The organism is Arboricoccus pini (assembly GCF_900187945.1).
Taxonomy (GTDB): Bacteria; Pseudomonadota; Alphaproteobacteria; order Geminicoccales; family Geminicoccaceae; genus Arboricoccus; species Arboricoccus pini.
On sequence record NZ_FYEH01000002.1, the window covers coordinates 335,755 to 360,873 of the forward strand.

The 25,119-nt window shown below is 64.6% G+C and carries 24 protein-coding genes and 1 riboswitch; of the genes, 13 read left to right on the forward strand and 11 right to left on the reverse strand.

Going from position 1 to position 25,119, the window contains the following annotated elements; all coding sequences use genetic code 11:
• Window positions 1-118 precede the first annotated feature (118 nt).
• The gene (locus tag CFB17_RS04315) at window positions 119-1,213 is read left to right on the forward strand and encodes an AbrB family transcriptional regulator (RefSeq protein ID WP_088560153.1); all 1,095 of its coding nucleotides are present in this window, start codon (window positions 119-121) and stop codon (window positions 1,211-1,213) included.
• 12 nt (window positions 1,214-1,225) lie between these two features.
• Here the strand turns inward: CFB17_RS04315 and CFB17_RS04320 are convergent, their stop codons facing one another.
• Window positions 1,226-1,774, reverse strand: coding sequence for a formaldehyde-activating enzyme (locus CFB17_RS04320; protein ID WP_088560154.1), 549 nt, complete (start codon window positions 1,772-1,774; stop codon window positions 1,226-1,228).
• 110 nt (window positions 1,775-1,884) lie between these two features.
• Between CFB17_RS04320 and CFB17_RS19105 the strand changes: the two genes are divergently transcribed.
• Complete coding sequence (locus tag CFB17_RS19105) at window positions 1,885-2,058, forward strand: hypothetical protein (protein WP_165769417.1); 174 nt, start codon at window positions 1,885-1,887, stop codon at window positions 2,056-2,058.
• A gap of 3 nt (window positions 2,059-2,061) precedes the next feature.
• Here CFB17_RS19105 and CFB17_RS04325 read toward each other — a convergent pair whose 3' ends face one another.
• The 5 genes from CFB17_RS04325 to CFB17_RS04345 form a co-directional block, all read right to left on the reverse strand.
• On the reverse strand, window positions 2,062-2,757 hold the full coding sequence (locus tag CFB17_RS04325) for an SOS response-associated peptidase (protein WP_088560155.1): 696 nt from the start codon (window positions 2,755-2,757) through the stop codon (window positions 2,062-2,064).
• Between the two features lie 55 nt (window positions 2,758-2,812).
• On the reverse strand, window positions 2,813-3,799 hold the full coding sequence (locus CFB17_RS04330; RefSeq protein ID WP_133063833.1) for a magnesium transporter CorA family protein: 987 nt from the start codon (window positions 3,797-3,799) through the stop codon (window positions 2,813-2,815).
• Between the two features lie 113 nt (window positions 3,800-3,912).
• Window positions 3,913-4,659 carry a hypothetical protein gene (locus CFB17_RS04335; protein WP_133063834.1) on the reverse strand — a complete coding sequence of 249 codons (747 nt, stop codon included), beginning with the start codon at window positions 4,657-4,659 and terminating at the stop codon, window positions 3,913-3,915.
• On the reverse strand, window positions 4,656-7,961 hold the full coding sequence (locus tag CFB17_RS04340; RefSeq protein WP_088560158.1) for an error-prone DNA polymerase: 3,306 nt from the start codon (window positions 7,959-7,961) through the stop codon (window positions 4,656-4,658). The genes CFB17_RS04335 and CFB17_RS04340 overlap by 4 nt, the downstream gene beginning before the upstream one ends.
• Window positions 7,962-8,106: 145 nt before the next feature.
• Window positions 8,107-8,583, reverse strand: coding sequence for a CreA family protein (locus CFB17_RS04345; RefSeq protein ID WP_243389720.1), 477 nt, complete (start codon window positions 8,581-8,583; stop codon window positions 8,107-8,109).
• A gap of 217 nt (window positions 8,584-8,800) precedes the next feature.
• Here CFB17_RS04345 and CFB17_RS04350 point away from each other — a divergent pair, with 217 nt between their 5' ends.
• The gene (locus tag CFB17_RS04350) at window positions 8,801-9,955 is read left to right on the forward strand and encodes an aminotransferase (protein ID WP_088560159.1); all 1,155 of its coding nucleotides are present in this window, start codon (window positions 8,801-8,803) and stop codon (window positions 9,953-9,955) included.
• Complete coding sequence (locus CFB17_RS04355; protein WP_088560160.1) at window positions 9,949-10,788, forward strand: 23S rRNA (adenine(2030)-N(6))-methyltransferase RlmJ; 840 nt, start codon at window positions 9,949-9,951, stop codon at window positions 10,786-10,788. The genes CFB17_RS04350 and CFB17_RS04355 overlap by 7 nt, the downstream gene beginning before the upstream one ends.
• Window positions 10,789-10,822: 34 nt before the next feature.
• Here CFB17_RS04355 and CFB17_RS19110 read toward each other — a convergent pair whose 3' ends face one another.
• Window positions 10,823-10,990 (reverse strand): hypothetical protein, encoded by a 168-nt coding sequence (locus CFB17_RS19110; protein ID WP_165769418.1) that lies wholly within the window; start codon window positions 10,988-10,990, stop codon window positions 10,823-10,825.
• An 85-nt stretch (window positions 10,991-11,075) separates the two neighbouring features.
• A complete protein-coding gene (gene ligD, locus CFB17_RS04360; RefSeq protein WP_088560161.1) occupies window positions 11,076-13,643 on the reverse strand; it encodes a DNA ligase D in 2,568 nt (855 codons plus the stop codon).
• Window positions 13,644-14,038: 395 nt separating this feature from the next.
• Here ligD and CFB17_RS04365 point away from each other — a divergent pair, with 395 nt between their 5' ends.
• On the forward strand, window positions 14,039-14,989 hold the full coding sequence (locus tag CFB17_RS04365; protein ID WP_088560162.1) for an aminotransferase class IV: 951 nt from the start codon (window positions 14,039-14,041) through the stop codon (window positions 14,987-14,989).
• A gap of 61 nt (window positions 14,990-15,050) precedes the next feature.
• Here CFB17_RS04365 and CFB17_RS04370 read toward each other — a convergent pair whose 3' ends face one another.
• Both CFB17_RS04370 and CFB17_RS04375 read right to left on the reverse strand, forming a co-directional pair.
• Complete coding sequence (locus CFB17_RS04370; protein WP_088560163.1) at window positions 15,051-16,244, reverse strand: acetate/propionate family kinase; 1,194 nt, start codon at window positions 16,242-16,244, stop codon at window positions 15,051-15,053.
• The gene (locus tag CFB17_RS04375) at window positions 16,241-17,227 is read right to left on the reverse strand and encodes a phosphate acetyltransferase (RefSeq protein WP_088560164.1); all 987 of its coding nucleotides are present in this window, start codon (window positions 17,225-17,227) and stop codon (window positions 16,241-16,243) included. The genes CFB17_RS04370 and CFB17_RS04375 overlap by 4 nt, the downstream gene beginning before the upstream one ends.
• A 356-nt stretch (window positions 17,228-17,583) precedes the next feature.
• A riboswitch (cobalamin riboswitch) is annotated at window positions 17,584-17,800 on the forward strand.
• A 41-nt stretch (window positions 17,801-17,841) separates the two neighbouring features.
• On the opposite strand from CFB17_RS04375, the gene cobW reads away from it, so the two are divergent.
• From cobW to CFB17_RS04390, 3 genes are read left to right on the forward strand one after another with little or no spacing between them, the layout of a single operon-like run.
• Window positions 17,842-18,888 carry a cobalamin biosynthesis protein CobW gene (gene cobW, locus CFB17_RS04380; RefSeq protein WP_088560165.1) on the forward strand — a complete coding sequence of 349 codons (1,047 nt, stop codon included), beginning with the start codon at window positions 17,842-17,844 and terminating at the stop codon, window positions 18,886-18,888.
• 10 nt (window positions 18,889-18,898) lie between these two features.
• The gene (locus tag CFB17_RS19440; protein WP_243389721.1) at window positions 18,899-19,798 is read left to right on the forward strand and encodes a DUF1289 domain-containing protein; all 900 of its coding nucleotides are present in this window, start codon (window positions 18,899-18,901) and stop codon (window positions 19,796-19,798) included.
• A 22-nt stretch (window positions 19,799-19,820) separates the two neighbouring features.
• Window positions 19,821-20,141 carry a DUF1330 domain-containing protein gene (locus CFB17_RS04390; RefSeq protein ID WP_088560166.1) on the forward strand — a complete coding sequence of 107 codons (321 nt, stop codon included), beginning with the start codon at window positions 19,821-19,823 and terminating at the stop codon, window positions 20,139-20,141.
• Window positions 20,142-20,301: 160 nt separating this feature from the next.
• Here CFB17_RS04390 and ilvA read toward each other — a convergent pair whose 3' ends face one another.
• Entirely contained in the window at window positions 20,302-21,828 is a 1,527-nt protein-coding gene (gene ilvA / locus CFB17_RS04395; RefSeq protein ID WP_088560256.1) for a threonine ammonia-lyase, biosynthetic, read from the reverse strand.
• Between the two features lie 300 nt (window positions 21,829-22,128).
• Between ilvA and CFB17_RS19115 the strand changes: the two genes are divergently transcribed.
• The 5 genes from CFB17_RS19115 (at window position 22,129) to CFB17_RS04420 (ending at window position 25,117) form a co-directional block, all read left to right on the forward strand.
• Window positions 22,129-22,293, forward strand: a complete 165-nt coding sequence (locus CFB17_RS19115) for a hypothetical protein (RefSeq protein WP_165769419.1) — start codon at window positions 22,129-22,131, stop codon at window positions 22,291-22,293.
• Window positions 22,294-22,324: 31 nt separating this feature from the next.
• The gene (locus CFB17_RS04405) at window positions 22,325-22,834 is read left to right on the forward strand and encodes a flavin reductase family protein (RefSeq protein WP_088560168.1); all 510 of its coding nucleotides are present in this window, start codon (window positions 22,325-22,327) and stop codon (window positions 22,832-22,834) included.
• Between the two features lie 2 nt (window positions 22,835-22,836).
• Entirely contained in the window at window positions 22,837-23,958 is a 1,122-nt protein-coding gene (ribB, locus tag CFB17_RS04410) for a 3,4-dihydroxy-2-butanone-4-phosphate synthase (RefSeq protein ID WP_165769420.1), read from the forward strand.
• Window positions 23,959-24,014: 56 nt separating this feature from the next.
• Window positions 24,015-24,500: a GAF domain-containing protein gene (locus tag CFB17_RS04415; RefSeq protein ID WP_088560170.1), complete on the forward strand. Its 486-nt coding sequence runs from the start codon at window positions 24,015-24,017 to the stop codon at window positions 24,498-24,500.
• A 164-nt stretch (window positions 24,501-24,664) separates the two neighbouring features.
• Window positions 24,665-25,117: an oxidoreductase gene (locus CFB17_RS04420; RefSeq protein WP_133063835.1), complete on the forward strand. Its 453-nt coding sequence runs from the start codon at window positions 24,665-24,667 to the stop codon at window positions 25,115-25,117.
• The last annotated feature ends 2 nt before the right edge of the window (window positions 25,118-25,119 follow it).

Here is a 25,119-nt window from a genome sequence, read left to right on the forward strand (position 1 = left end):
TGACGATGCGAGGCACGAATAGCCTTTTCCTTATCATGGACAAGGATCGTGGGCGGGCGGGGGACTTGGCAAAGCCCGCCGGGACTATCGTCGCTCTCAGCAGACATGGAGAACCAAATTGAGGGTCCCCGCGATAGCAACCTGGCCACGTGGCGCGCGTTGGGCTGCCCTTCTCGTTGTCTCACTTTTGCTGGCCTACGGGCTGGAACAAGCGGGTCTGCCGGCGGCACTGCTCCTCGGGCCGATGTTCGCCGGCATCCTTTTGGCCGTCCGTGGCGGTGCCGTGGCCGTGCCGCGCGTGCCCTATTTCATGTCGCAGGGGGTGATCGGCTGCCTGATCGCCTCCTCCATCACCCGCGGTATCCTTTTGACCTTCTATGCCGACTGGCCGCTCTTTACGGGCGTGGTGGTGACGACGCTCCTCCTGAGCGCCCTTTCAGGCTGGCTGATCAGCCGCCTCCGCATCCTACCTGGCACGACGGCCGTCTGGGGTTCCACGCCCGGCGGGGCCACCGCCATGGTGCTGATGTCGGCATCCTACGGTGCCGACCCGCAACTGGTCGCCTTCATGCAGTATAGCCGGGTCTTACTAGTCGCCCTGACGGCCTCGCTGGTGGCACGGCTCTGGGTCGATCCCCATGCAATGACGGCGGCACCGATCGTCTGGTTTCCGCCGATCGAATGGCGAAGCGGGCTGGAATTGCTCTTGCTGGTCGTCGTGGGCGCCTGGCTCGGGCGGGTGCTGCGCCTGCCTGCTGGACCGATGCTCGTGCCCTTGGTCGTCGGCTCATGCCTGAACGTTCTCGGGCTGGTGATGCTGGATCTGCCCGAGTGGCTTTTGGCCTGCAGCTACATGCTCGTCGGCTGGACGATCGGGCTCCGCTTTACGGGCAAAAGCCTTCGCCATGCGGCACATGCCATGCCTCAGACTCTGGCGGCAACCCTTATCCTGATCGCCTTTTGCGGTGCCCTGTCCTGGGTGCTGGTGCAGACGGTGGGTCTGGACCCGCTCACCGCCTATCTGGCAACCAGCCCGGGCGGCATGGACTCGGTGGCGATCATTGCTGCTTCCAGCAATGTCGATATGTCCTTCGTCATGGCATTCCAGACGGTGCGCTTCGTCCTCGTCTTGATGACCGGCCCGGCGTTGGCGCGCCTGATCGCCCGGCTGGTGCCGCCTCTGCCGCAACCCGACGAAGGGCCGGTCCACTGAAGGACGATGCGGCTAGATCTTACCGTCGAGCCCCATCTGATAGTATTTATGGACGATCTTCTCCTGGTTCTCGAGGAGCCAGTCGATGTCGGGCTCGTTGCTCATCGCCTTACGGATGGCTTCGGTCATCCCCCGGCGCTGAACATCGAAGAGGGCTTTGTGGTCGAGATTGTCCATGTCGACGACGGTGGGGGCCAGCCAGACCGAGCAGATGATGCCGATTTCATTGGCGCGATCCTTGGGAATATAGCCCGCGCGCACCGCGTCCAGGACGCCATTGGCGATCGCGTATTGGACGGTACCCATCAGGATATTGGTATAACGCGGGTTCTCGACGGTGACCTTGGAGACGCAAAGAGTCACCGGCCGGACCTGGACACCGGTATTGAGAATTGCGAAGACCCGGCTATGGCCCTTGACCTGGTCGCCGGTCAGGGTGGCGAGCGCGGTGCCGACCGGCCCGTCGAGGTCACCGATCACGACTTCCGGCTCGGCGGCGGTGCCTGGAGGGCCGTCAGCGACGAGGGCCTCGCCGGTTCGCAGGACGATGCGGTTGCTCATGGGGGCCTATCCAATCGCTCGTTTGTCGTTGTGGGCGCCAGCGTTAGCTCATGGACCGGCGGCGTGTCCATCGAGGATGTCCGGTCCTTTTTTGTAGCGAGGAAAATTGCATGGCGGCACCAGGGTGCCTTCTCATCGTCTTGCTGCCGCTCCTGGGCGGCCTGATCGGCCATTGGGCCGGCGGTAATGCGGGCATGGTATGGGGCCTCGGCCTGGGTGCCATAGCCGGCGTGGCCATCGGCGCCGGCATGGTCTGGATGCTGGCCAAGATGAAGCATTCCTAAGGGTTAACGCTGTTTGTCGCGCCCTTGGATCGGCAAGGCCATTTCCGGGGTTGGCTCGACCCTGCTGTTCTTGACACTATCGGCAACGCGCCAGCCTTCCATGGCTTCAGCCGGGTGGACCTGGAGTATGTCGGCCGGCAGCGGCCCTGACCCCAGCCATCGCCTGGCCGCTTCATTGGTCAGGATGACCGGCATGCGGTCATGGATGCGCATGATCTGATTGGCGTCGCCGATGATCAATGTGTAGCTGTCCCTCACCTCGCCCGTCTCCGGGTCAGGCGGTTCTTCCGACCATAGACCTGCCATCCAGAACGGCTCTCGATCCTTCATCGTGTAGTAGGACCAGGGCGCAGTGCCTTTTTCCCGGGCCAGTTTCTCGGGCTCCCAAAACCCCGTCGCCGGGATCAGGCATCGCTGCCGGCTCAAAGCACGCCAGGGCCAAGCAAGGAGCTTGTCGGACCTGGCATTGTTCATCGGATAAGGCGGCTGTTCCTTGACACCGGGAATGTAGAGACTCCAGCGCGCCCATTTCCAGGTCAGGCCACGCGTCGTCGGCCGCAGGATCAATCCGCGCTGCTTGATACCGATACGATAGCGGGGGGAGAATTCTTGCACTTCCCCGAGAAGCGGCATCTGGAGCGCGCGAGCTATCTCGTTGATGGCCTTGGATCGATGCGTGAGATTGTAGGCGTTGCACATTGGACGATCTTGGGATGCAACGTCTTGGCCGGCAAGATAAGTCGCAGCCGGATGCCTAGAGCCAGCCTTTTCGCTTGAAGAACAAGTAGGGGCAGATCGCCGAGGCGATCATGAGGATGATGGCCAGGGGATAGCCCAGATGCCAGGAGAGTTCGGGCATCTCCTGGAAATTCATGCCGTAGATGCTGGCGATCAGTGTGGGCGGCAGGAAGACGATCGCCAGCACCGAGAATATCTTGATGATGTTGGTCTGCTCGATATTGATGAGGCCCAGGGTCGCATCCAGGAGCAGGTTGACGTTGCCGGTGACGAAGCCCGTATGCTCGATGAGGCTGGCGACGTCGCGATTGATGACCTTGGCGCGTGCCCGGGCGTCCTTGCGCATCGATGGCGGAATGACGTCGGTGGCGCTCACCGCCAAGAGGATGCGCTGCAGGGCGTGCAGGCACTCCCTGACCTTGGCTGTGGTGTCGCCGTTGCGGCCAATGCGTGCGAGAGCTTCGACGAGGTCGATCCGCTCCTCCTTCTTCTCGCTTTTCCTGGCGGCGGCGAAAATCTCCGAGGACATGTTCTCAAGGTCGTTGGAACCCCGCTCAAGCACGTCGGCCACACGCGCCACGGTCTGCTCCTGAATCCAGAAGAAAGCGGCCAGGCCCGAGTTAAGCGTGGGACCGATGCGATCCAGCCTGCCCGACATGGTGCGGAACGGCTGCGGGTCGGCGTAGCGCAGGGTGACCAGCATCTCGCCCTTGATAATGAAGGTAATCTCGACCGTGTCGGGCGGCGGGCTATCGGCATTGATGAGGACGGTGGCGGTGAGCACGATGGCCCCGCCTTCCTCATAAACCCGCGAGGAAGCCTCGATCTCCTGCATCTCTTCGCGGGTAGGCAATTCAACGCCCAGCCATCGCTCGACGCGACGGATTTCTTCCTGGCTCGGCGTCCAGGCATCGATCCAGACAGTATCGGCATCGATCGGGAGAGCCGGATCTCTCTCTTCCCAATCGAGCCGGCGTGCCTGGCGCTTGTAGAATCCGAGCATCAAGATCTCCAAAGGGGGCCGCGGCTCGACGCCGGGCCGCTTTAGACCGGCGTGAGATTGAAAGGAAGGTTCGAGAGCGTCACGATTTCATGGGGCCCTTGGTCACTGGCCGATCAGCGAATGCAGCGGGCGCGCAGCCGGTTGGAGTTCTGGTTGCGCGGATCATCGTACTCGGCGTGACGGGTGCGTGCCGCGTCGACCCCCTCGGTGAGGGCCTGGGCCACGATGTCGCTAATTCTTTTGGCCAGGGCTTCGGCCAGCTTTTGTGTGTCGTTGCCATGGACGATGCCGGAGATCGTGCGCAAGCGGGGCGGCAGGATGCCCGCCGCCTGGCGGACGACTTGGTTGTTGTAGCCCACATGCTTCATTTCGTGCTCGAGAATGGCCGCATCCCAGCAACTGCCGGCGTCGCTGGTCTTGACGATGAGCACCTCCTGCGCTGCCTGCAGCTGAACCTTGATGTCGCTCGGATGCAGGCAAAGCGTGCTGCCATCCATGGCAGCGGCAAAGCGTATCGGCCCGACGCGATAGCTAAAGCGCACCTTGGTTAGGCCCAGAACGCGGCCGGCACGTGAATGCTGGCTGCCGAGCTGGCGGGCTACATAGGTAAGTTGCTGCGCGTTCAACGAGCGGTCGATGGGCGGCTTCGTCGTCGGTCGCACGTCGATCTCGATGAGTGGTTTCGGCAGAACCTGGACATTGCAGCCGAGCGGCGTGTCCGTTGGTGGGACCAGCTGGCTGGTGGCCGACGGCAGGCTTGGTGGTGCCTGCGTCGCCTCGTTCGCCGCCGCCATGGGCGCGAACGAGGCCAGCAGCGCCAGGCGGCCAGCCAAGTTGAACGCGCGCAAGGCTCGTCTCACCGAAAATTCCTTCCTTCAGGAATGACATCCCGCACGGCCAGGGCTGCGGCACGCTCCCGGCCCTCGGATCCGTCCGAGCGATCGGACGGCTCGGGCGACAGGTCCGCGTCCTTCAGCCGGGCCAAAGCGGGTGTCAAGTCGACGGGCCGCCTGGCGATGACATGAATGACTTTCCCCACCCGCTGCAACCGGCCGGCCACGCCCATGAAGCGACTGCCGAGGAGGATGCGGCGATAGCGGGCAAAGACATCCGGCCAGACGATGACATTGACCGGGCCGGTCTCATCCTCGAGCGTCATGAAGATGACCCCCTTGGCGCTCCCGGGCCGCTGGCGCAGGAGAACGAGGCCCGCGACCTTCACGATCTCCGGCGCTCCCGGCTCCGCCAGGGTGCAGGCGGCAACATAGCTCCTGTCCGTCAGCCAGTCGCGCAGGAAGGCTATCGGATGGCCCTTCAAGGAAAGGCCGAGGCGGCCATAATCGGCGATGACCTCCTCGCCTCTTCCGAGCGGCGGCAAATCCTCCGCGCCCGCGTCGAGCAGTTCCGCCGGGGGCCGGTTCGAGCCTTCCTTGGCTGGCATCTCGAGGAGCGGCAGACGAGGATCCAAAATCGCCTCGACGATCCAAAGGGCCAGGTGCCTGCCGATGCCGAGCGAGCGGAACGCGTCGGCATCGGCCAGAAGAATGAGGACCTCGCGTCCCATCTGGACGCGGGCCCAAAGATCCTCGATCGACCGATAGGCACCTCCTTCGGCCCGGACCCGGACGATCGCCGCCGCCGCCGCCAGACGCATTCCCTTGATCTGACGAAAGCCGAGCCGCACGCGATCCTTTCGCTTGAAGGAGGGAGTGCAGGCTTCCAGGACCGTATCCCAAAAACTGTGATTGACGTCCGGCGCCTCGACCTCGACCTCGTGCCTTCTCGCATCCCCTACGAGCTGAGCTGGCGCATAGAATCCCATCGGCTGGGCATTCAAGATGGCGGCCAGAAAAATGTCGGGATGATGGCGCTTCAGCCAGGCTGAGACATAGACGAGGAGCGCGAAGCTGGCCGCATGACTCTCGGGAAAGCCGTAATAGCCAAACCCCTCGATCTGGCGAAAGCAGCGCTCGGCGAACTCCCGCTCATAGCCCCTCGCGATCATCCCTTCGATCAGCCGGTTCTCGTAATATTCGAGGCGGCCTTTGTGCTTGAAGGTCGCCATGGCGCGCCTGAGGCCATCCGCTTCGGCGGCCGTGAACCCCGCGGCGACGATGGCGATCTGCATCGCCTGCTCCTGGAACAAAGGCACGCCCTTGGTCTTGCCCAGCACCGCCTCGAGTTCGGGCTTGGGATAGATGATGGGCTCCAGGCCGTCGCGGCGACGCAGATAAGGATGAACCATGTCACCCTGAATCGGCCCCGGCCGCACGATCGCCACCTCGATCACGAGATCGTAATATTCCATGGGCCGCAGGCGCGGCAGCATCGACATCTGCGCCCGGCTCTCGACCTGGAAGACGCCGATCGAATCCGCCTCGCAGAGCATCTCATAGGTCTCAAGATCCTCCTCGGGCAGCGTGGCGAGATCGAGATCCAGCCCCCGATGTGCCCGCAAAAGATCGAAGGCGCGGCGAATGCAGGAGAGCATACCCAGAGCCAAAACGTCGATCTTGAGCATGCCCAAAGCTTCGATATCGTCCTTGTCCCACTCGACGACGGTGCGATCCTCCATGGCGGCATTATGGATCGGCACCAGGTCGCGCAACGGGCTTCGGGCTATGACGAAGCCACCCGTGTGCTGCGAGAGATGACGGGGGAAATCGATCAGCGTGGCAGCAAGCTCGAGCGTCATGAGAATGCGCCCGTCGGTCAGGGGAATGCCCGCCTCCCGCATCGCCTCCGGTGATACGCCGTCGCGTCCCCAGCCCCAGATCGTGCGGCTGAGGGCTGCCTGCATGTCGGCTCCGATCCCCATCACCTTGGCGACCTCGCGAAGGGCACTCTTGGCGCGATAGCGGATCACCGTGGCGACGATGCCCGCATGGTCGCGGCCATAGCGCTCGAAGATCCACTGCATGACCTCCTCGCGCCGCTCATGCTCGAAATCGACGTCGATGTCGGGTGGCTCGTTGCGCTCGCCCGAGAGGAAGCGCTCGAAGAGCAGATTGATCTTCGCCGGATCGACCGAGGTAATGCCAAGGACATAGCAGACGGCGGAATTGGCGGCCGAACCCCGCCCCTGGCAGAGAATACCCTTCTCCCTGGCATGGCGGACGATATCGTCGACGGTCAGGAAATAGGGCGCGTAGTTCAGGCTCTCGATCAGCGCCAGCTCGTGCGCCACCGCCTTTACCACCTTGTCGGGAGTACCGCCCGGATAGCGCCAGGGCAGCCTTGCCGCCACGCGATGCGCCAGTTCTCCCTGGGGCGTGCGCCCCTCATAGGTGGGCTCGATCGGATAATCATAAGCCAGATCGTCGAGCGAGAAACGGATGCGGCCCAAAATCTCGTGCCCGGCTGCCAGGGCATCGGGGTAATCAGCGAAGAGCATGGCCATCGCGGCTGGCGAGCGCAAATGGCGCTCGGCATGGGCAAAGAGGCGATAACCTGCCGTCGCGATCGTGCAATGCTCGCGAATGCAGGTCAGCACATCCTGCAAGGGCCGCCGCTCGGCCAGATGATAATGGACGTCGCCCGTCGCTAGAAGCGGCAGGCCGGCCTCCCGCGCCAGCGCGGCCAGGGCGGCCAGGCGATGATCGTCGCAGCCATCCATCCGGTGCTGGAGGACGAGCCAGAAGGATCCCCGCCAACGCCGCCCGAGATCGGCTAGAAGCCTCCTGAAGGCCTGACCCTGCGCCTCGTCCTCGAGCAGGGTCTCGGGCGGCAGCACCGCCAGGAGCTGGCCGGCCCCCAGGGCGGTCAGATCGCCGAGACGCAAGACGCAGCGTCCCTTGGTGGTGCGCCGATTGCCCGTGGTCAAAAGCGAGGTCAAGCGCGCATAGGCGGGTCGATCGGTGGGCCAGCAAAGGAAGGAAGGCCCGTCCTCGATATCAAGCCGCACACCGACGACGAAGCGAATGGCCGGCTTCGCCGCTTCCTGCCCCGTAAGCCCGGCCGCTTCCATCTCCCTGGCCTTTGCCGCCTGCAGTTCCTTGGCCTTTACATGCGCGCGGACCACGCCGGCCAAGGAATTACGGTCGGTCAATGCCATGCCGGCAAGGCCGAGCTCGGCCGCCCGCACGATCAGCTCCTCGGGATGCGAGGCGCCGCGCAGGAAGCTGAAATTGCTGGTGACCTGCAGCTCGACATAAGAACACATAGAGAACAAATGGCGCGGCCGGGCCGATTTGGCAAATGCCGGACGGACCAACCGGCACGCTGCCCGGCCGGTCGCCAGGAGGCAGCAAAAGTCTCGTCATGCCGCAATAAATTGCGGCCGCGAGGCTGCCGCGGCCAGCCTCGGGCTACTCCTTCCAGGTCGGATTCGCGGCGAAAAGCGGCACCGTCGAGATGGCCATCTTGGCGCTACCGTCCTTGATCTGGCGGGAATAAGCGACGTAGATCAACGAGTTGTCCTTCTCGTCATAGATCCGCCGGACGGCCAGCGCCTTGAAGATCAGGCTCTGGCGCTGGCTGAAAATTTCCTCACCCTTGGCCCCCTTGGCGATCTTGCCGATCACGATCGCCCCGGTCTGCCGGCAGGCGATCGAGCTGTTCGAGGGGTCCTCGAACCAGTTGCCCTTGCGCAGCTTGTCGATCAGGCCGCGATCGAAATAGGTGACATGGCAGGTCACACCCTCGACGGCTGGATCGGTGATTGCCTCGACGACGATGTCATTGCCGGTCCAGTCCGTGCCGAAGCGGCCCACCTCGTCGGCCCGGACGGCAGGCATGGCCAGCAGCAAGGCGCCGGCGAAAAAGGCAAAACCGAGCATGCGCATTCTAAATCCTGTCCCTCTCATGAGGCGCCGGTGAATGATCCCCGGTGCCGGCGCGCACCATGCCGCGAGCATAAGGGAGGAATAAGTCTGTGCGAGCGGTGGCGCCACGTCGATCGACGATCCTTGCCAAGGTGTCGCTCAGGCTCGCCACCCAGCGATTGGCGGGAAGCCCGATTGCGCCTAGATCCTTGGCCGACGAGCATTCCTGGGCGTTTCGATGAACAGCATCTTCGCGGACCTCGAGACCACCGTCTTCGAGACCATGTCCGAACTGGCAAGACGACACGAGGCCATCAATCTGGGCCAGGGCTTTCCCGACGATCCGGGCCCCCTCGACGTGCGCGAGGCGGCAGCACGCGCGGTGATCGAAGGCTCCAACCAATATCCGCCGATGCTGGGGCTCCCCAGCCTGCGCGAGGCGGTTGCCCAGCACTATGCCGAGCATCAAGGCATCAAGCTCGATCCGGTCACCGAGGTCATGGTGACCTCCGGCGCCACCGAAGCCCTGGCGGCGTCCCTCCTGGCCCTCATCGAGCCCGGCGACGAGGTCGTCCTCTTCGAGCCGCTCTATGACGCCTACCTGCCGCTGGTGCGCCGCGCCGGCGGCTTGCCCCGCCTCGTGACGCTGGCCCCGCCCGAGTGGCGGTTCGATCGCGCCATGCTCGAGCGGGCCTTCAGCCCGCGCACCCGGGTCGTCGTCTTGAACTCGCCGCTGAATCCGGCCGGCAGCATCATCTCGGCGGAAGAGCTGGCACTCCTGGCCGAGTTCGCGGAGCGCCACGACGCGGTCGTCATCGCCGACGAGGTCTGGGAGCACGTCACCTTCGATGGCCGGCGACATCGCTCCGTCCTCCAGGTGGAGGGCCTGCGCGAGCGTGCCGTCAAGATCGGCTCGGCCGGCAAGATCTTCTCCCTCACGGGCTGGAAGGTAGGCCTGGTGGCTGCGGCACCAAGCCTTCTCAAGGCGGTGTCGCGGGCGCATCAGTTCCTGACCTTCACAACGCCGCCCAACCTGCAGGCGGCGGTGGCCTACGGCCTCCTCAAGGACCATGCCTTCTTCGATGATCAAAGACGACGCCTGCAGGCACGTCGCGACCGGTTCGCCGACGGCCTGAGGGCGCTGGGCCTGGCCGCCCTTCCCTGCCATGCGACCTATTTCCTCAATCTCGACATCGGCCCGCTGGGAGCCGACGACGACAGGCTCTTCTGCCGCGACCTTGTCGAGCGGCACGGTCTGGCGGCGATCCCCGTCTCGGCCTTCTATGCCGAGGGTCGGATGCGGCATGTCGTCCGCTTCTGCTTTGCCAAGGACGAAGCCCTCCTGGATGCGGCACTGGAGCGTCTGGGCCGGCTCCGCGACGTCTCATGCTGAGCTATCGCCATGCCTTCCATGCCGGCAACCAGGCCGACATGCTCAAGCACGCGCTGTTCTGCTTCACGCTGGCCTATGCGTTGCAAAAGCCTCGACCGCTCTTCGTCCTCGACACGCATGCGGGTGCCGGCAGCTACGATCTGGAAACGGCCATGGCGCTCAAGACCGGCGAGGCCATGGCCGGCATCGGCCGTCTCCTGCCATTGGCCGGCGAGGCGCCGTCGCTCTTCCAGGATTATCTGCGCCTGGTGCGGGCCGCCAACGGAAAGGGGCCGCTGCGGCGGTATCCGGGCTCCCCGGCCCTGGCGGCGGCGATGCTGCGGCACGGCGATCGCCTTTGCCTGATCGAGCTTCATCCAACCGACCACCAGACCCTGATCGCCACGTTCGCCAGCCAGCGCCGCGTGCGCGTGACGCGAGAGGACGGGCTGAAAGGACTGCTGGCGCGGCTGCCGCCGGCCGAGCGCCGAGCCGTCGTCTTGATCGACCCCAGCTACGAGATCAAGAAGGATTATGAGGACGTCGTGGCCGGTCTCACGGCCGCATACCGGCGGTTTCCCACCGGCACCTACATTCTCTGGTATCCGGTGGTCGATCGCGCCCGGATCGATGCGATGATGACGGATATCGCAGGCTCGGGCATGCGCCGTCTCTTCAGGCTCGAATGGGGAGAGCAACCAGACAGTCTTGGCCACGGCATGACCGCCTCGGGCATGGTTGTCGTCAACCCACCCTACACCTTGCCCGAGGCCGCCGAGTCGGGACTTGAGTGGCTGGCAACGCATCTGGGCGCGGGAGGGCCGCGTCTGGCCGAATGGCTGGTCGGCGAATAGCCCTGCGATGCGGCCGACAGGTGGACGAGGCCGGCTATTTCTTCAGCGATTCATCCTTCTTTTTCGCGGGCTGAGGCTGCGGTTGGGGCGGGGGCTCCTCATCGCCGGTGATGCCGCCGCCGATGGGGATCGGATCACTGCTGGGGAACGTATCGTCCAGGGCTTCGTCCAGATCCTCGTCCTGCTTCTTCTTCTCGCTCATCGGTCATCCTCTCAGGGCCGGTCCTGGCAGCAACGGGCGGCAGGCACGCGATGTTCCGAGCCAAGCCAGGCTTCTTTAGCCCCGCTCAGGACTTCTCGACTCCCATGGTCGCCAGCGCCTTCGGCTTGAGGCCCTGGCGCAACCTCGCATAGCCCGCCCATGGGTCGCCCAGCTCCGACAGGCGGCGCATGGCTTCCTGCAGCGTGACGAGATTGGCCCGGTCGATCTGGGAAAGCTCGTCCCAGGAGACGGGCCAGGCGATCGGGGCGCCCTCCCGTGCCCGCGTCGAATAAGGTGCTATGGCCGTCGAGCCTCGCTGGTTGCGCAGATAATCGATAAAGATGCGCCCCTTGCGCTTGGCCTTGCTCATGTTGGCGACGTAGCGGTCAGGCGATGTCTTAGCCAGATTCTGGGCAACGCCCTTGCAGAAGGCTGAGACTTGCGTCCACCCGTGCTCCGGGCGGATCGGCAGGACGACATGGATTCCCTTGCCGCCGCTCAGCATGGGAAAGCTCTTGAGCCCAAGGCCGGCCAGCAGCGCGCGAACCTCCAAGGCCCCCTCCTTGACATCGGCGAAGGTCAAAGACGGATCGGGGTCGAGATCGAAGACGAGGCGGTCCGGATGCTCGTAGTCGGCAGCCCGCGCGCCCCAGACATGGAATTCCAAAGCGCCGATCTGAGCCAACGAGACCAGCCCCTTGGCACCGTCGATATAGAGATATTCCCCCGTCCCGCCGTCGCTCTCGGGGACGGCCACGCTCTTGAAGGCAGCAGGCAGGCCGCTGCCTTTGTGCTTTTGGAAGAAACAGGCCTTGGTCGGTCCTTCGGGACAGCGCACAAGGCTGGCAAGGCGCCCTTTCACGTGTGGCAGCATGAAGCTCGCCACGGCGGCATAATAGCGGGCGACATCGAGCTTGGTGATCTTCTGGCGCGCGTAGAGCATGCGCCCGGGATGGGTGAGCCTGACACCGGCCACCTCCCCCGCCACGCTGGTGGCAGGCTTAGGGACTGGCGCGGCTGCCGCTTCAAGCTCCAAGGGTTCTTCCAGCACGACCTCCTTGGCGGGCTTGTCCAGACGCAGGCCCTTGAAGCGTCCGTGCCTGATGATCCCCTCGCCCGTGAACCCGGCAAAGGCGATCGCCGCCACAAGTTGGGGCTCTATCCAACGGGCATCGCGTCGGATCGCGGCCGGCACCTTGAGATCCATTGCCGGGTTGGCACGCGCGAGTTCGACAAAGCGCCGGCCCAGATCCTCAAAGTCCCGGGCATCGAAACCGCTGCCGACACGCCCCGCATAGCGGAGCTGCTTTGCCTCGCGCGTCGCCAGCAGGAGGGAGGCAAAGGGCTGCTTGTCGGATGGGCGATAGCCGACGATGACGAATTCCTGATCCTTGCCGCATTTGACCTTGAGCCAGCTCTTGCTCCGGCCAGCCCGGTAGGGCGCATCGATGGCCTTGGCGACGATGCCCTCAAAGCCTTTCTGGCAGAGGGTCTCCAGCATCCTTGCCCCGCCTTGCCGAAGATGATCGGTATAGAAGATTGGCCCCGTCCTGGCCGTGTCGCCCAACAGTCCCTTTAGCCTTTCCTTGCGCTCGATGAGCGGCAGGGAGCGAAGATCCTCGCCCGCGACCCTCAAAAGATCGAAGGCGAAATAAGAAAGGCCGGCATCGTCGCCGGCCTTCAACGTCGCGACGAGGCGGCTGAAATCCGTGCCGCCATCGGCACGGACGGCCACGATCTCGCCATCGATCAACGCGCTCTCCAGCCCCATGGCACCGATCGCGTTCGCCAGACGCGGAAAACGCGCCGTCCAGTCGAGGCCGCTTCGCGTGAGGATGCGAACGTCCTGGCCGGCACAAGCCACAAGGGCGCGATAACCGTCGAACTTGATCTCGTAGAGCCAGTCCTCGCCCTCCGGCACGCGATCGACCAAGGTAGCCAGAGCCGGCGGTTCGAAGGTCGGCAGGCCCAATGCCTTCTGGCGACGACGGGGCGCGGTTTTGGTCTGGGTCGCGGATCTGCTTTTCGATGGGGTGTCGGGCTTGACCGCCCGGCCGCCGGCAGGCGGAGACGCCGCCGCGATCGCCGCGAAATCGCGGCCGGATAGAGCACTTTGGGTGAATTCCTCCACCACGTCCCGCAGGGGATCGGCCACCTGGTCGCGCTCCTTGATCAGGAGCCAGTTCTTCCGCTTGGCATCGCTCTTGCCCTTCATGAGGACGAGGACCCATCGGCCCTTCAGGCGTTCGCCTTGGAGCTCGAACTTCAGCATGCCGTCCTTTAGGCCGGCCGCCGCATCACCCAAAGGCCGCCACTTGCCGATATCCCAGACCATGACGGTCCCGGCACCGTAATTGCCCTTGGGAATGGTGCCCTCGAAGTCGCCATAATCGAGCGGATGATCCTCCGTCTCGACGGCCAGGCGCTTCTCGCCAGGGTCGAGCGACGGGCCGCGCGTGACCGCCCAGCTCTTGAGGACTCCATCCAGTTCCAGGCGGAAATCGTAATGTAGCCGCGTCGCGTCGTGCTTCTGGATCACATAGAGGCCGGGCCGAGCGACGGCCTGGCCGCCATCCGGCTCGGGCGTGGACTGGAATCGCCGCTTTTGCCGATAGATCGCCAGCCTGTCATCGACCCGCGCCCCTGCCGCCATGGCCACCAGCCTCCGCTCCAGAACGGCCCTTAATCCAGGCCGAACGTCGGCCGGCGCTGCATGGTTCCACACTGAACCGGCGCCTGTCGCGAGCCGCAGGGCCACAAGGCAGAAAGCGCCGGCGAAGGCGTTGCCAGCCCATCTGGTCGCCCGCTCTCAGGCCGGTGATCCTGGCATCTTCCGACCCGCCGTCCTGCTCAAGAAACAGGCCGCGTCGCCGAAAGGCCGGGCGTCAATGCGGCAGCACCCCTTTGCTGCCGACCAGGGGCATCCCGTCGGGATTTCTATCTTGGCAGGTGCGCTGGCACAGCCCGAGAGATGCAGTCATTCGTCAAGAAAGCGTGTGGCATTCAAGCTGCATGCACTGAGGCCACACGAGGCTGACGGGGGGACCGATGACGCTGAGCAACGAACGAGTGGCCTGGTTCAATGGCAAGTTTCTGCCCGAAAGCCAGGTCCTGATACCGTTTCGCGACCGCAGCTGGACCGGCGGCGACGGTTGCTTCGATGTCACGAGGACCTTCAATGGCAGGATATTCCGCCTGGATGAGCACATCACCCGGCTCTATCGTTCGTTGAAATATCTACGGATCGATCCCGGCGTGTCACCGGCCGAGATGACGAGGCTGAGCGAGGAAGTCTTCGAGCGCAACCGCCACCTCCTCGGGCCGCATGAGGATTACTGGGTGGGCCAGCGCATCAGCCGTGGCGTTGATCCCTGCCAGGACGACCATATCGACTATCATGGTCCCAACGTGATCGTCGAATGCCGCCCGATCCCCTATCGCCAGCGGGCGCGGATGTTCGAGGACGGCATCCGGATCATCGTCCCCTCGACGAGGCGCACGCCGCCTTCCTCGCTGACCCCCAGGGCAAAGACCCATAATTATTTGAACCTGATCGTGGCCTCGCAGGAGGTCAGCGCCATCGATCCCGCCGCCTGGGCGATCCTCTTGGACATCAATGGCAATCTCTGCGAGGGCAACGGCTCCAACATCTTCCTCGTCAAGGACGGCCAGCTCTTCACCCCGCAGGAGCGATATGTCCTTCCTGGCATCTCGCGCGGCATGGTCATGGATCTTGCAGCCAAGATGGGCCTCGGCGTGCGGGAGGCGGATCTAGATCTCTACGATGCCTATAATGCCGAGGAGATCTTCATCACCTCGACCTCGCTTTGCCTTTGCCCCGCCGTCTCGATCAACGGCAACAAGGTCGGCCCCGAGGGTCAGGTCTGGGGGCCGGTGGCGACAAGCCTGGCCAAGGCTTATGCCGAAGCCGTGGAGTGCGACTTCGTCGAGCAATATCTTCTGCATCGGGAAAACGGTGGTGCCACCCGTCCCTTCTAGGGCCGGGTGGCAACTAAGAGCCGCTTTTCTGGTCGGCCGGCGCCGGTCGCGGCTGGTGGGGTTAGGCCTCCAGGAGGGCCAGCGTATGGCGGGCGATCATGAGCTCCTCGTCGGTCGGCAGGACGCGAAGCTCCAGGCGGCTGGCCGGCGTCGAGATGAGCGGTGCCCCAGCCTCGTTGGCGGCCTCGTCGAGTTCCACGCCTAGCCAGGCAAGGCGCTTGGCTATACCCGCCCGGACAAAGGCGCTGTGCTCGCCGATGCCGGCCGTGAAGACCAGGCCGTCGATCCCGCCCATGAAGCAGGTGAGTTCGGCTGCCGCCATGGCCGCGCGCGTAATGAAATACTCGAGCGCCAGCTTGGCGCGAGGATCTTGGCTCGATGTCAGGTCACGCACATCGTTGGTGCGTCCCGAGAGGCCCTTCAGGCCGCATTCGTGATAGAGCAGATGGTCGATCTCCTCGCCGCTCATGCCTTTCTGCCGCATCAGATAAAGAACGACCCCAGCATCGAGCTGGCCCGGCCGCGTGCCCATGGGAATGCCATCGAGGGCGGTGAACCCCATGGTGCTGTCGACGCTGCGACAGCCGTCGAGGGCGCACATCGAGCACCCTGAGCCCAGATGGGCGACGACTGTGCGACCGGCGGCCAGCCGCGGTGCCACCGCCGGCAGCCGGCTGGCGATGTATTCGTAGGACAGGCCATGGAAGCCGTAGCGCCGCACGCCGTCCTCATAGAGCCATTCGGGGATGGCGAAGCGGTCGGCGATCTCGCTGTGGCCGCGATGAAAGGCCGTGTCGAAGCAGGCGACCTGCGGTAGGTCCGGCCGACGGCGGAGGATCGAGCGCATCGGCGCCAGGTTGGCCGGCTGATGGAGGGGCGCCAGCGGCGTCAGCGCCGTCATGGCCTCCAGGATCGCGGCATCAATCCTGACGGGCGCCTTGAAGTTGAGACCGCCATGGACGACGCGGTGGCCGACCGCCAGGATGCGGACATCGTCCTGGCGGTCCCGAAAGAAGCGGCCGACGACATCCTGGGCGGCCTCGACATCGGCGATGCCTTCCGCAAAGGCCTCGTCGGCCAGCGTGGCCCCCTTCTCGTCCTTGACGCTCAGTGCCGCATGCGGGGTGCCGATGCCGCTGAGCGCGCCATGCAGGAGCGAGCGAAGCTCCTTGCCCTCACCAGTACTCTCGACGGCGAAGCTCTCGAATTTGAGACTGGAGGAGCCGGCATTCAGAACGAGGATCGTGTCGGTCATGGCGCCGATCCCTTCAAGGGCGCGTTCCGGCGGCGATAATCGGCATAGAGCGCCGCCACGCCGGCCGAGGCCAGCCGGGTCTTCAGGCTGTCGGCCCGGCTCGTCAGGATGATCGGCACCCGGGCACCGAGCACGATGCCGGCGGCATCGGCGTTGGCCAGGAAGGAGAGATTTTTGGCCAGCATGTTGCCGGCTTCGAGATCAGGCACGATGAGGATCTGCGCCCGGCCAGCCACCTTGCCGCCGATATGCTTGATGGTAGCGGCCGCCGGGCTGATGGCGTTGTCGAGTGCCAAGGGCCCGTCCAGGTCCCCGCCCTCGATCTGGCCGCGCTCGGCCATCTTGCACAAGGCGGCTGCATCGAGGGTGCCCGGGATCTTCGGATTGACGGTCTCGACGGCTGAGAGGATTGCCACCCGCGGCCGCCCCAGACCCAGGCCTTGATGGAGGTCGATCGCGTTGCGGACGATGTCGGCCTTGGTCTCGAGATCGGGAAAGATATTGACGGCCGCATCCGTGATGAAGAGCGGCAAGGGATAGGTCGGCACGTCCATGATGAAGACGTGGCTGATGCGCCGCTCGGTCCTCAGGCCGCCTTCCTTGGCAACGACGGCCCGCATCAACTCGTCGGTATGGAGGCTGCCCTTCATCAGAAGTTCGGCCTGACCTTCGCGCACCAGGGCCACCGCGCGTTCGGCTGCGGCGTGGCTGTGCGGCATGTCCTCGATCGGCAGATCGCCAAGGTCGAACCCGTGCTCGGCCGCGACAGCGCGGATGCGCGCGGCCGGCCCCACGAGCCGTGGCCTGATAATGCCCATGCGCGCGGCCTCGATGGCTCCCTCGAGCGAGGTCTCGTCGCAGGGATGGACCACGGCGCAGCTTATGGCGTCGATCTTCTGAGTCTTGGCGATCAACTCTTCATAATGCGCGCGCGGCGGTGTCGGCCCATCACCCTTGACCGGCGGCGTAATCACCTCGCTCATGCCTTGCTTCCTGTCGCCGGCATGCGCCGCCGGATGCGGGCCCCGCCCGGGACCTTGATGCTAGGCACCCCGGCGATCGGAAGGGTGCCAAGAAAGTCGGGCCGCATGAATGCCACCATCATGACCTGCCAGCCAGCGACCGGCAGCCTTCGGCTCGCGGATGAAGGGGGCAAAGTCCACGATCGTCCGGACCGCTTCGAGCCTCGCCCCGCCGACGGCCATGATAGACCCTTCTCCGCTGAAGAAAATCCTCTTGCCGAAGGTATAAGGCGGTCTACTCCATCGTCCCGCATGTGCGAAGCAGCCGGTCGCATATTTCAATCACGCTTTGGGCCATTGCGGCGGCGTCGGCCATCGGCCACCATGGGGAGGACGGTGCCCCGTTAAAATCAGGGGCCGAAAAGGGAAGCCGGAAGCGTGCCTGGATATGGCGCTCCAGCCGGCGCTGCCCCCGCAACTGTAAAGGGTCATGTCCCGCCCTTTCCTGCGCCACTGGCGGCCCTGGCCGCTGGGAAGGCCGGGCAGGACAACGAGGCCCTGAGCCAGGAGACCTGCCGTCGCAGCTTGACGTCCACCAGCAACCCGGGCGGGGTGTCCCGGGCAGGAGAAAATGCATGAAAATTCCGGCAACGATCGTTACCGGCTTCCTTGGCGCCGGCAAGACGAGTCTCATCCGCCATCTCCTGGCCAACGTGCGGGGCCGCCCCCTTGCCCTGATCATCAACGAGTTCGGAGATATCGGCGCCGATCGGGAGATCATCAAAGGCTGCGGCATCGCCGAATGCGACGAGACGGACGTCATCGAGCTTGCCAATGGCTGCATCTGCTGCACCGTGGCCGACGATTTCCTGCCGGCGATGCGCCAGATCCTGGCGCGGGAACCGAAGCCCGATCACATCATCATAGAGACCTCGGGCCTGGCGCTGCCCAAACCGCTGGTCAAGGCGTTTGCCTGGCCGGCCGTACGGAACGCCGTGACCGTCGACGGCGTCGTCGTCCTGGCCGATGCCGCGGCGGTCCTTGCCGGCCGCTTCGCGCATGATCCGGCGGCCCTGGCCGACCAGCGCGCCGCCGATCCTTCGCTCGATCACGACAGCCCGCTTGAGGAACTCTTCGAGGAACAGCTCCTCTGTGGCGATCTCGTCGTGCTCAACAAGCAGGATCAGGTGGGCGCCGGTGATCGGCCGGCGATCGAGGCTCTGGTGCGGCCTTATCTGCGCCCGGGCGTGGGGCTGCTCTGGGCGGAGGGCGGCAAGATAGATCCGGTGGTAGCGCTTGGCCTGGGCATCGGCGCCGAGGACGATCTTGAGAGCCGCCCCTCGCACCATGATGACGGCCAGGATCACGACCATGACGAGTTCGACAGCTTCGTCCTACAGGTCCCCTCGATCGCCGATCCCGCCCTTATCGAGACGCGGCTCAAGGTCGCGATCGCGCGCTTCGACATTCTCCGCGTGAAGGGCTTCCTCGCGGTCGATGGCCGGCCGCTCCGCCACGTCGTCCAGGCGGTGGGCCAGCGCCTCGAGCGCTATTACGACCGTCCCTGGCGACCGGACGAGGCACGCCAGGGCGGTCTCGTCGTCATCGGCCAGCGGGGGACGGCAGGCGGCCTGGATCGCGCCAGCATCGCCCGGATGGTGCTGGACGGTCTGCCGGCCTGAGCCGCAGCACTTGAGCCTCATCCCCTCACCCTGCACCGGGATCTGCGCGCTCGACCCGGCGACGGGCTGGTGCCGTGGCTGCGCCCGGACGGCCGACGAGATCACCGCCTGGCCCGGCCTTAGGCCGCCCGCCCAGGCGGCGATCTGGGCGGATTTGCCTGACCGCCGCGCGATCCTTCGCATGCCCTTCGAGCTCCTGCCCTGGACGGGAGCTTCCTTGCTCCGGCGGCTGGCCGAAAGCGGGCGCTCCTTTGCCTGCAGCATGGGGACGACCGGGGCCGTGGCCGAATTCGTGCCCGACGACGCGACCCGGCTGGAGATGCAAGACGACAGGCTGGGCGCGCGTGCCACCGATGGAGCGTTGCTGCTGGAAGACCGGCCTGGCATGCGCGCTTTCGCCGTTAGCCTGGAGAGCGGCGCCGAGGCCGTGGTCCTGGCTTTGCATCGTGCCCGACTCAAGGTCGTTCACCCTGACTGCGTCACTCGGCTCGGACCGGACGACATGGCCTTGATGCCGGGCGAGAATGACTGCGAACTGATCGACCTGGGGCTGGGTCGCCGGACCTGCCGGTTTTGCGTCAGAACCAAGGAGCCCCATCTTCTGGAGGAAGCATCTCTCGCGGCCGGGCGACAGTGGCAGGACAAGACGCATCGTCTGGTCCCTCTGCTTCTCGCTGCCAGCCCCACCCGCGTCCTCCTCGGGCCGTTTGGTCGCATTGAGGTCAAAGGACCGATCGGCCGGCAGGGAGTGGGCTCCCGCACGCATCTGCTGCCACCATTGCTTGAACGTGGCCAGGATCTGGGGCCAGGCTCGGGCCTGCCGCCCGATTACATTGCCTTGGCCATCCTGCACGGCGGTCCCAACACCCTCTTGCCGCCCTGCAATACGCGCGCCTTACTGAGCGTTTGATCAACGGCGGAAAGAATTCCCTATGACCAAGGCATACTGGCTGGCCCAGGTCGATGTGGCCGACGCTGAGGCCTACAAGGCCTATATTACCGCCAATGCGGTTGCATTTCGCAAATATGGCGCCCGCTTCCTGGTCCGCAGCGGCACGGCACGGGTCGTCGAAGGGCAGGCGCGAGGGCGCACCGTCGTCATCGAATTTCCCGATATCGCTGCCGCCAATGCCTGCTATGGGTCGCCCGAGTACCAAGCGGCCATAGCTCTGCGCCGGCCCGTTTCCACGGCCGACGTCCTGATCGTCGAGGGCTATGATGGCCCCCAGCCAGCAGACCGGGCGGCAGGCTGACCCTGCTTGCCCCGGCACATGATGGGGCCCGCAGCGCCTGAGGAATGGCGGCGCGACCGAAGCCGCGCCGCCGGAACCGGACCGCAGCAAACGCTCCAGGCACCTTCCAAAACGGAACTATAACCTAATTGATGAGTCAATCAATAGGGTTTTGGCGGCCTCATGAGGCCGGGGAAGCGCCAAGAAACAGGGCATAGGCCGGATTGTCGGTCTCGTCGCTGTAGGGATAGGCTAGGCGCTCCAGATAGGTGGCAAAGCTGGCCTCCTCGCCGGGCGGGATCTGGATGCCGGCCAGGACGCGGCCGTAATCCGCACCCTGGTTGCGATAATGAAAAAGCGTAATGTTCCAGCTGGCGGACATGCCCTCGAGAAACTTCATGAGGGCGCCCGGCCGCTCAGGAAACTGGAATCGATAGATGCGCTCGTGTGCGATGCCTTCTACGCGACCACCAACCATGTAGCGGGCATGAACCTTGGCCATCTCATTGTCGCTGAGATCGACGACGGAATAGCCTTCCGCCCTTAGGGCCTGGGCAATCTCGCGCCCCTCGGCCAAGCCTTTGTTCAGAGCCACGCCCAGGAAGATCTGCGCCTGCGAGCCGCCGGCGAAGCGATAATTGAACTCGGTAACCGCGCGCCGACCGAGGGACTGGATCAACCGTCGATAGCTGCCCGGCTGCTCGGGGATGCCGACCGCCAGGAGGGCCTCGCGATGCTCGCCGATCTCGGCTCTCTCGGCGATGTGCCGCAGGCGATCGAAATTGAGATTGGCGCCGCTATTGATGGCGATCAGCGCGCCTGGCACGGTCCCTTCCCGCTCGCGGTATTTCTTGAGCCCAGCCAGGCCCAGCGCGCCCGAAGGCTCGGCGATCGAACGGGTCTCGTCGAAAATGTCCTTGATGGCGGCGCAGACCGCATCGGTATCGACCGTGATGATCTCGTCGAGAAGCAGGCGGCAGAGCTTGAACGTCTCCGCGCCGACTCGTCGGACGGCCACGCCGTCGGCAAAAAGCCCCACCTGATCGAGCGTCACCTGGGCATCCGCCTGGATAGCCGCCTGCATGCTGGCTGCATCATCAGGCTCGACACCGATAATGCGGGTCTCGGGACGGAGAAACTTGACGTAGGCAGCGATGCCGGCCGCCAATCCGCCGCCGCCGATCGGCACGAAGATCGCTGCGATTGGAGCGGTGTGCTGGCGCAGGATCTCCATGCCGATCGTGCCCTGGCCGGCAATGACGTCGGGATCGTCGAAGGGGGGGATGAAAGTGAGGCTTTCGGCTGCGGCGATCTTTCGCGCATGCGCTGCCGCCTCGTCATAGCCATCGCCATGCAGGACGACCTCGCCACCAAGGGCGGCCACGGCCTGCACCTTGATGCCAGGCGTGGTGAGCGGCATGACGATAACGGCCCGGCCGCCGAGCCGGCTGGCGGCCAGGGCCACGCCTTGGGCGTGGTTGCCGGCCGAGGCGCAAATCACTCCGCGGCCGAGGCTGTCGGCATCAAGGTTCGCCATCTTGTTGTAGGCGCCGCGCAGCTTGAAGGAGAAGACCTGCTGCAGGTCCTCGCGCTTCAAGAAAATGTCAGCATCCAGGCGTCCGGAGAGCTTTTCCAGCCGGTCGAGCGGTGATTCGATCGCGACGTCATAGACGCGGGCAGCCAGAATACGGCGCACATAGGCAGCGATCAGGTCCGCCGCTTCGTCCAGATCGGCAGGCACGCCATCGGCGTGCGATTTCTGCAGGGCATTCACCATCGATCGACTACTTCGTTACTGGAGATCGGAACGGGCGTTCTAGCCGCTGGCGGCCGAGCGGCCAATGCGCGTTTGGGCCGGCCACTTTCCGGCTATACGACGGGCCTCAGGATCACGGTATGGCATGGGATTTGCTTCCGCCTGACCAGCCCCTCCGGGCGGCCCTGCTTGACGACTTATTATTTGTCTATCAGAATTGTCGTGTTTGGCAGCCAGACGATGGAGACGAAGATGTCTATCTTATCCGGCGGTGAGTTCGAAAGCCTCGTCATGCTCGTCCTCCTCATTCTGACGACGGGTGCCGCTGTTATTCTCAGCCTGACCGACTCGCGGCTTGCCCCAGAGGTTGAAACGCCGCCCACCGATTCGCATTTCCTCTCGGGTCGTCGCTACTAAACGCAACCCTTTCATTTTCTCTGGCGATTTCATGACCACGCAGACGCTCGAGCGCAAAACCGGCTTGCTGGCCGCCGATAAGGATCTTTTCAAGCAGGTAGCCGGGCACTGGGTAAGTGGTGTGGCCATCATCACGACGATCGACGCCCAGGATCGTCCCTTCGGGCTTACGATGAGCGCCGTGACGTCGCTCTCGCTCGACCCGATGCAGTTCCTGATAGCCGTCGACAAGCGCTCGACCTCGCTGCCGGCACTGCATGAAAGCCGCAAGTTCTGCATCAATTTCCTTTCGGCCGGGCAGCGCGACGTTGCGATGCGGTTCGCCGGCAAGAGCCAGGACAAGTTCAGCGAGACGCCGCATGTGCGCAGCATCGACCGACTTCCCGTGATCACGGGCAATCTCGCGACCTTGATCTGCGACGCCGCCGAGATCCTGCCTGGTGGCGATCACGACATCATCATCGGCGATGTCCGCCATATCGAGGTGCTGGGCGGCGAGCCGATGGTCCATTTCCGTGGCGCATTTCGCGACCTAGCTTGACCATGCTGGAAGCCGGAAGCGGCGCGGACCACCTGGATCGGCCGACCCATCCGGGCGTCGTTCGGCACGCGATCGAGGGTCTGACGACGACCGAGCAGCTCCTGGTCGAGGCCCGCGCCGGGCGGATGGTCATTCTCGTCGATGACGAGACCGCGAAGGGTCGAGGGGCGCTCATCATTCCAGCGGATGCGGCATCGGATTCGACCGTCACCTTCATGGCGATGCACGGTCGGGGGCTGATCTGCCTGGCATTGACCGAGGCGCGCTGCCGGGCTCTGCGGCTGGAGCGGCAGCCGCAACGGCGAGCCAACGGCCTGAATAGCGCCTTTACCGTCAGCATCGAGGCCAGGACGGGCGTGTCGACTGGGATATCTGCGGCCGATCGGGCACGCACCATCGCCGTTGCGATCGATCGAGCGGCCACCCAATCGGACTTGGTCTCGCCGGGCCATGTGTTTCCGCTGGCGGCCAAGGAAGGCGGTGTCCTGGCGCGCGAGGGCAGCCCCGAGGCGGCCGTGGATCTGGCGCGGCTCGCTGGCCGCGACCCGTCGGGCGTGATCTGTGAGGTCATGACCGATGATGGTGACATGGCCACATTGCCCGATCTTTTAGCGTTCGGTGCCCGTCACGGGATCAAGATTGGCTCGATTGCTGACTTGGTCGCATACCGGCTGCATCGTGACCGGATCGTCGAGCCAGTGGCGGCCCTGCCCTTCGCCAGCCGGCATGGCGGCCACTTCGAACTGCATGTCTTCGCCGACCGCGTGAGCGGCAAGGAGCATCTGGCCTTGGTCACGGGCGATGTCGCAGGTGGCGTGCCAGTGCCGGTCGGCTCCCATGACGTCGATCTGCTGGCGGACGTGCTGGGCGGTGACCGGCCGACGCGCGAGACCCCGACGCTGCCCGCGACCATGGCGGAGATGGCCGAGGCGGGACGCGGCGTGATCATTCTCGTCGATGCGGATATCGACGGTGGCCCGCCGCGGGAAGAAGGCGACCATCCGCGACTCCATGCGATCGGCGCACAAATTCTGTGCGAACTCGGCATCCGGGATATTTTGCCTCGAGCACTGAGCGAGCGGCATCAATTGGCGTGCCAGCGCCGCGGCCTGCGGCTCGTCTAAAGCGCGGTGGTCAGCTAAGAAGTCTGTCCGCGAGCCACGGGACGAAAGAGACCAGGATGAGGTTTGCCGCGAGCGCTCTTGAGACCGACGACAAGCCCACCTTCTACGCAGATCTCGGCCGCCAGCTTTCGGCCCTGATTGACGGCGAGACGGATCGCATTGCCAATTTGGCCAATGCGGCAGCACTGATCCACGATCAGGTCCCGGACCTGAACTGGTCGGGTTTCTATCTGCTGCAGGGCGAGGAACTCGTGCTGGGCCCCTTCCAGGGCAAGCCCGCGTGTGTCCGCATCCCGCTTGGCCAAGGCGTATGCGGTACCGCCGCCGCGTCACGCCAGACCCTGCGTGTGGCCGACGTGCATACCTTTCCAGGTCATATCGCCTGCGATACGCGATCCCGCGCGGAGCTTGTCGTGCCGCTGATCGCCGGCGACCGGCTTCTCGGCGTGCTCGACTTGGATAGTCCGACCGCGGCACGCTTCGATTGTGAGGATGAGACGGGCCTGCAACACCTGGCCGACCTCCTGGCCCAGCATCTTTAGTTGCCGATTGACACCACTGCGCGAATTTTGCAGCAAATTTATACATCGTTAGGCAAGTTCGTGTAGATGTCGGGACACCGGCAGCAAGAAGGGCGAGCGAGGCGGCGATGAATAGGCGTTTGTTCCTTGGACTGGGCGCCTATGCGGCCAGCGGGACATCCGACATGGTCGAGACCGCCAGGATACAGGAAGAAATTCCCGGACACCTTGTCATACGTGGCGCGATTGATGCCGCTTTGGGCGGCGAGACCATCTACGAACTCCCTCGGCTGCAACAGCTACCATCGGTATCGTTCAAGACCATCACACCCTGGACCACCGGGGCACATACCTTCAAAGGCGTCAACCTGAAGACGCTAATGGCGGCGGTCGGCGCACGCGGCTCAATAGTTCGGGCAACAGCGCTCAACGATTACGCGATCACGATCGATCTCAGTGACTCGGCCGCGAGCCTAGCGATCGTGGCCTACGAGGAGGACGGCCAGCCGATCCGCGTTCGCGACAAGGGTCCACTTTGGATCCTATTTCCTTTCAGCGATCATCCAGAACTGCTGACTGATCGCGTCGAGGGCTGGTCGATCTGGCAGCTCGACGCGATCGAGGTTCTGGCGCCATGATC

Bases quoted from the DNA above. Each gene is read 5' to 3' on its own strand.
- CFB17_RS04320 (WP_088560154.1), bottom strand. From the start codon at position 1,774: ATGAGCAACCGCATCGTCCTGCGAACCGGCGAGGCCCTCGTCGCTGAC.
- CFB17_RS19105 (WP_165769417.1), top strand. From the start codon at position 1,885: ATGGCGGCACCAGGGTGCCTTCTCATCGTCTTGCTGCCGCTCCTGGGC.
- CFB17_RS04325 (WP_088560155.1), bottom strand. From the start codon at position 2,757: ATGTGCAACGCCTACAATCTCACGCATCGATCCAAGGCCATCAACGAG.
- CFB17_RS04330 (WP_133063833.1), bottom strand. From the start codon at position 3,799: ATGCTCGGATTCTACAAGCGCCAGGCACGCCGGCTCGATTGGGAAGAG.
- CFB17_RS04340 (WP_088560158.1), bottom strand. From the start codon at position 7,961: ATGTGTTCTTATGTCGAGCTGCAGGTCACCAGCAATTTCAGCTTCCTG.
- CFB17_RS04345 (WP_243389720.1), bottom strand. From the start codon at position 8,583: ATGCGCATGCTCGGTTTTGCCTTTTTCGCCGGCGCCTTGCTGCTGGCC.
- CFB17_RS04350 (WP_088560159.1), top strand. From the start codon at position 8,801: ATGAACAGCATCTTCGCGGACCTCGAGACCACCGTCTTCGAGACCATG.
- CFB17_RS04355 (WP_088560160.1), top strand. From the start codon at position 9,949: ATGCTGAGCTATCGCCATGCCTTCCATGCCGGCAACCAGGCCGACATG.
- CFB17_RS19110 (WP_165769418.1), bottom strand. From the start codon at position 10,990: ATGAGCGAGAAGAAGAAGCAGGACGAGGATCTGGACGAAGCCCTGGAC.
- ligD (WP_088560161.1), bottom strand. From the start codon at position 13,643: ATGGCGGCAGGGGCGCGGGTCGATGACAGGCTGGCGATCTATCGGCAA.
- CFB17_RS04365 (WP_088560162.1), top strand. From the start codon at position 14,039: ATGACGCTGAGCAACGAACGAGTGGCCTGGTTCAATGGCAAGTTTCTG.
- CFB17_RS04370 (WP_088560163.1), bottom strand. From the start codon at position 16,244: ATGACCGACACGATCCTCGTTCTGAATGCCGGCTCCTCCAGTCTCAAA.
- CFB17_RS04375 (WP_088560164.1), bottom strand. From the start codon at position 17,227: ATGAGCGAGGTGATTACGCCGCCGGTCAAGGGTGATGGGCCGACACCG.
- cobW (WP_088560165.1), top strand. From the start codon at position 17,842: ATGAAAATTCCGGCAACGATCGTTACCGGCTTCCTTGGCGCCGGCAAG.
- CFB17_RS04390 (WP_088560166.1), top strand. From the start codon at position 19,821: ATGACCAAGGCATACTGGCTGGCCCAGGTCGATGTGGCCGACGCTGAG.
- CFB17_RS19115 (WP_165769419.1), top strand. From the start codon at position 22,129: ATGTCTATCTTATCCGGCGGTGAGTTCGAAAGCCTCGTCATGCTCGTC.
- CFB17_RS04405 (WP_088560168.1), top strand. From the start codon at position 22,325: ATGACCACGCAGACGCTCGAGCGCAAAACCGGCTTGCTGGCCGCCGAT.
- ribB (WP_165769420.1), top strand. From the start codon at position 22,837: ATGCTGGAAGCCGGAAGCGGCGCGGACCACCTGGATCGGCCGACCCAT.
- CFB17_RS04415 (WP_088560170.1), top strand. From the start codon at position 24,015: ATGAGGTTTGCCGCGAGCGCTCTTGAGACCGACGACAAGCCCACCTTC.
- CFB17_RS04420 (WP_133063835.1), top strand. From the start codon at position 24,665: ATGGTCGAGACCGCCAGGATACAGGAAGAAATTCCCGGACACCTTGTC.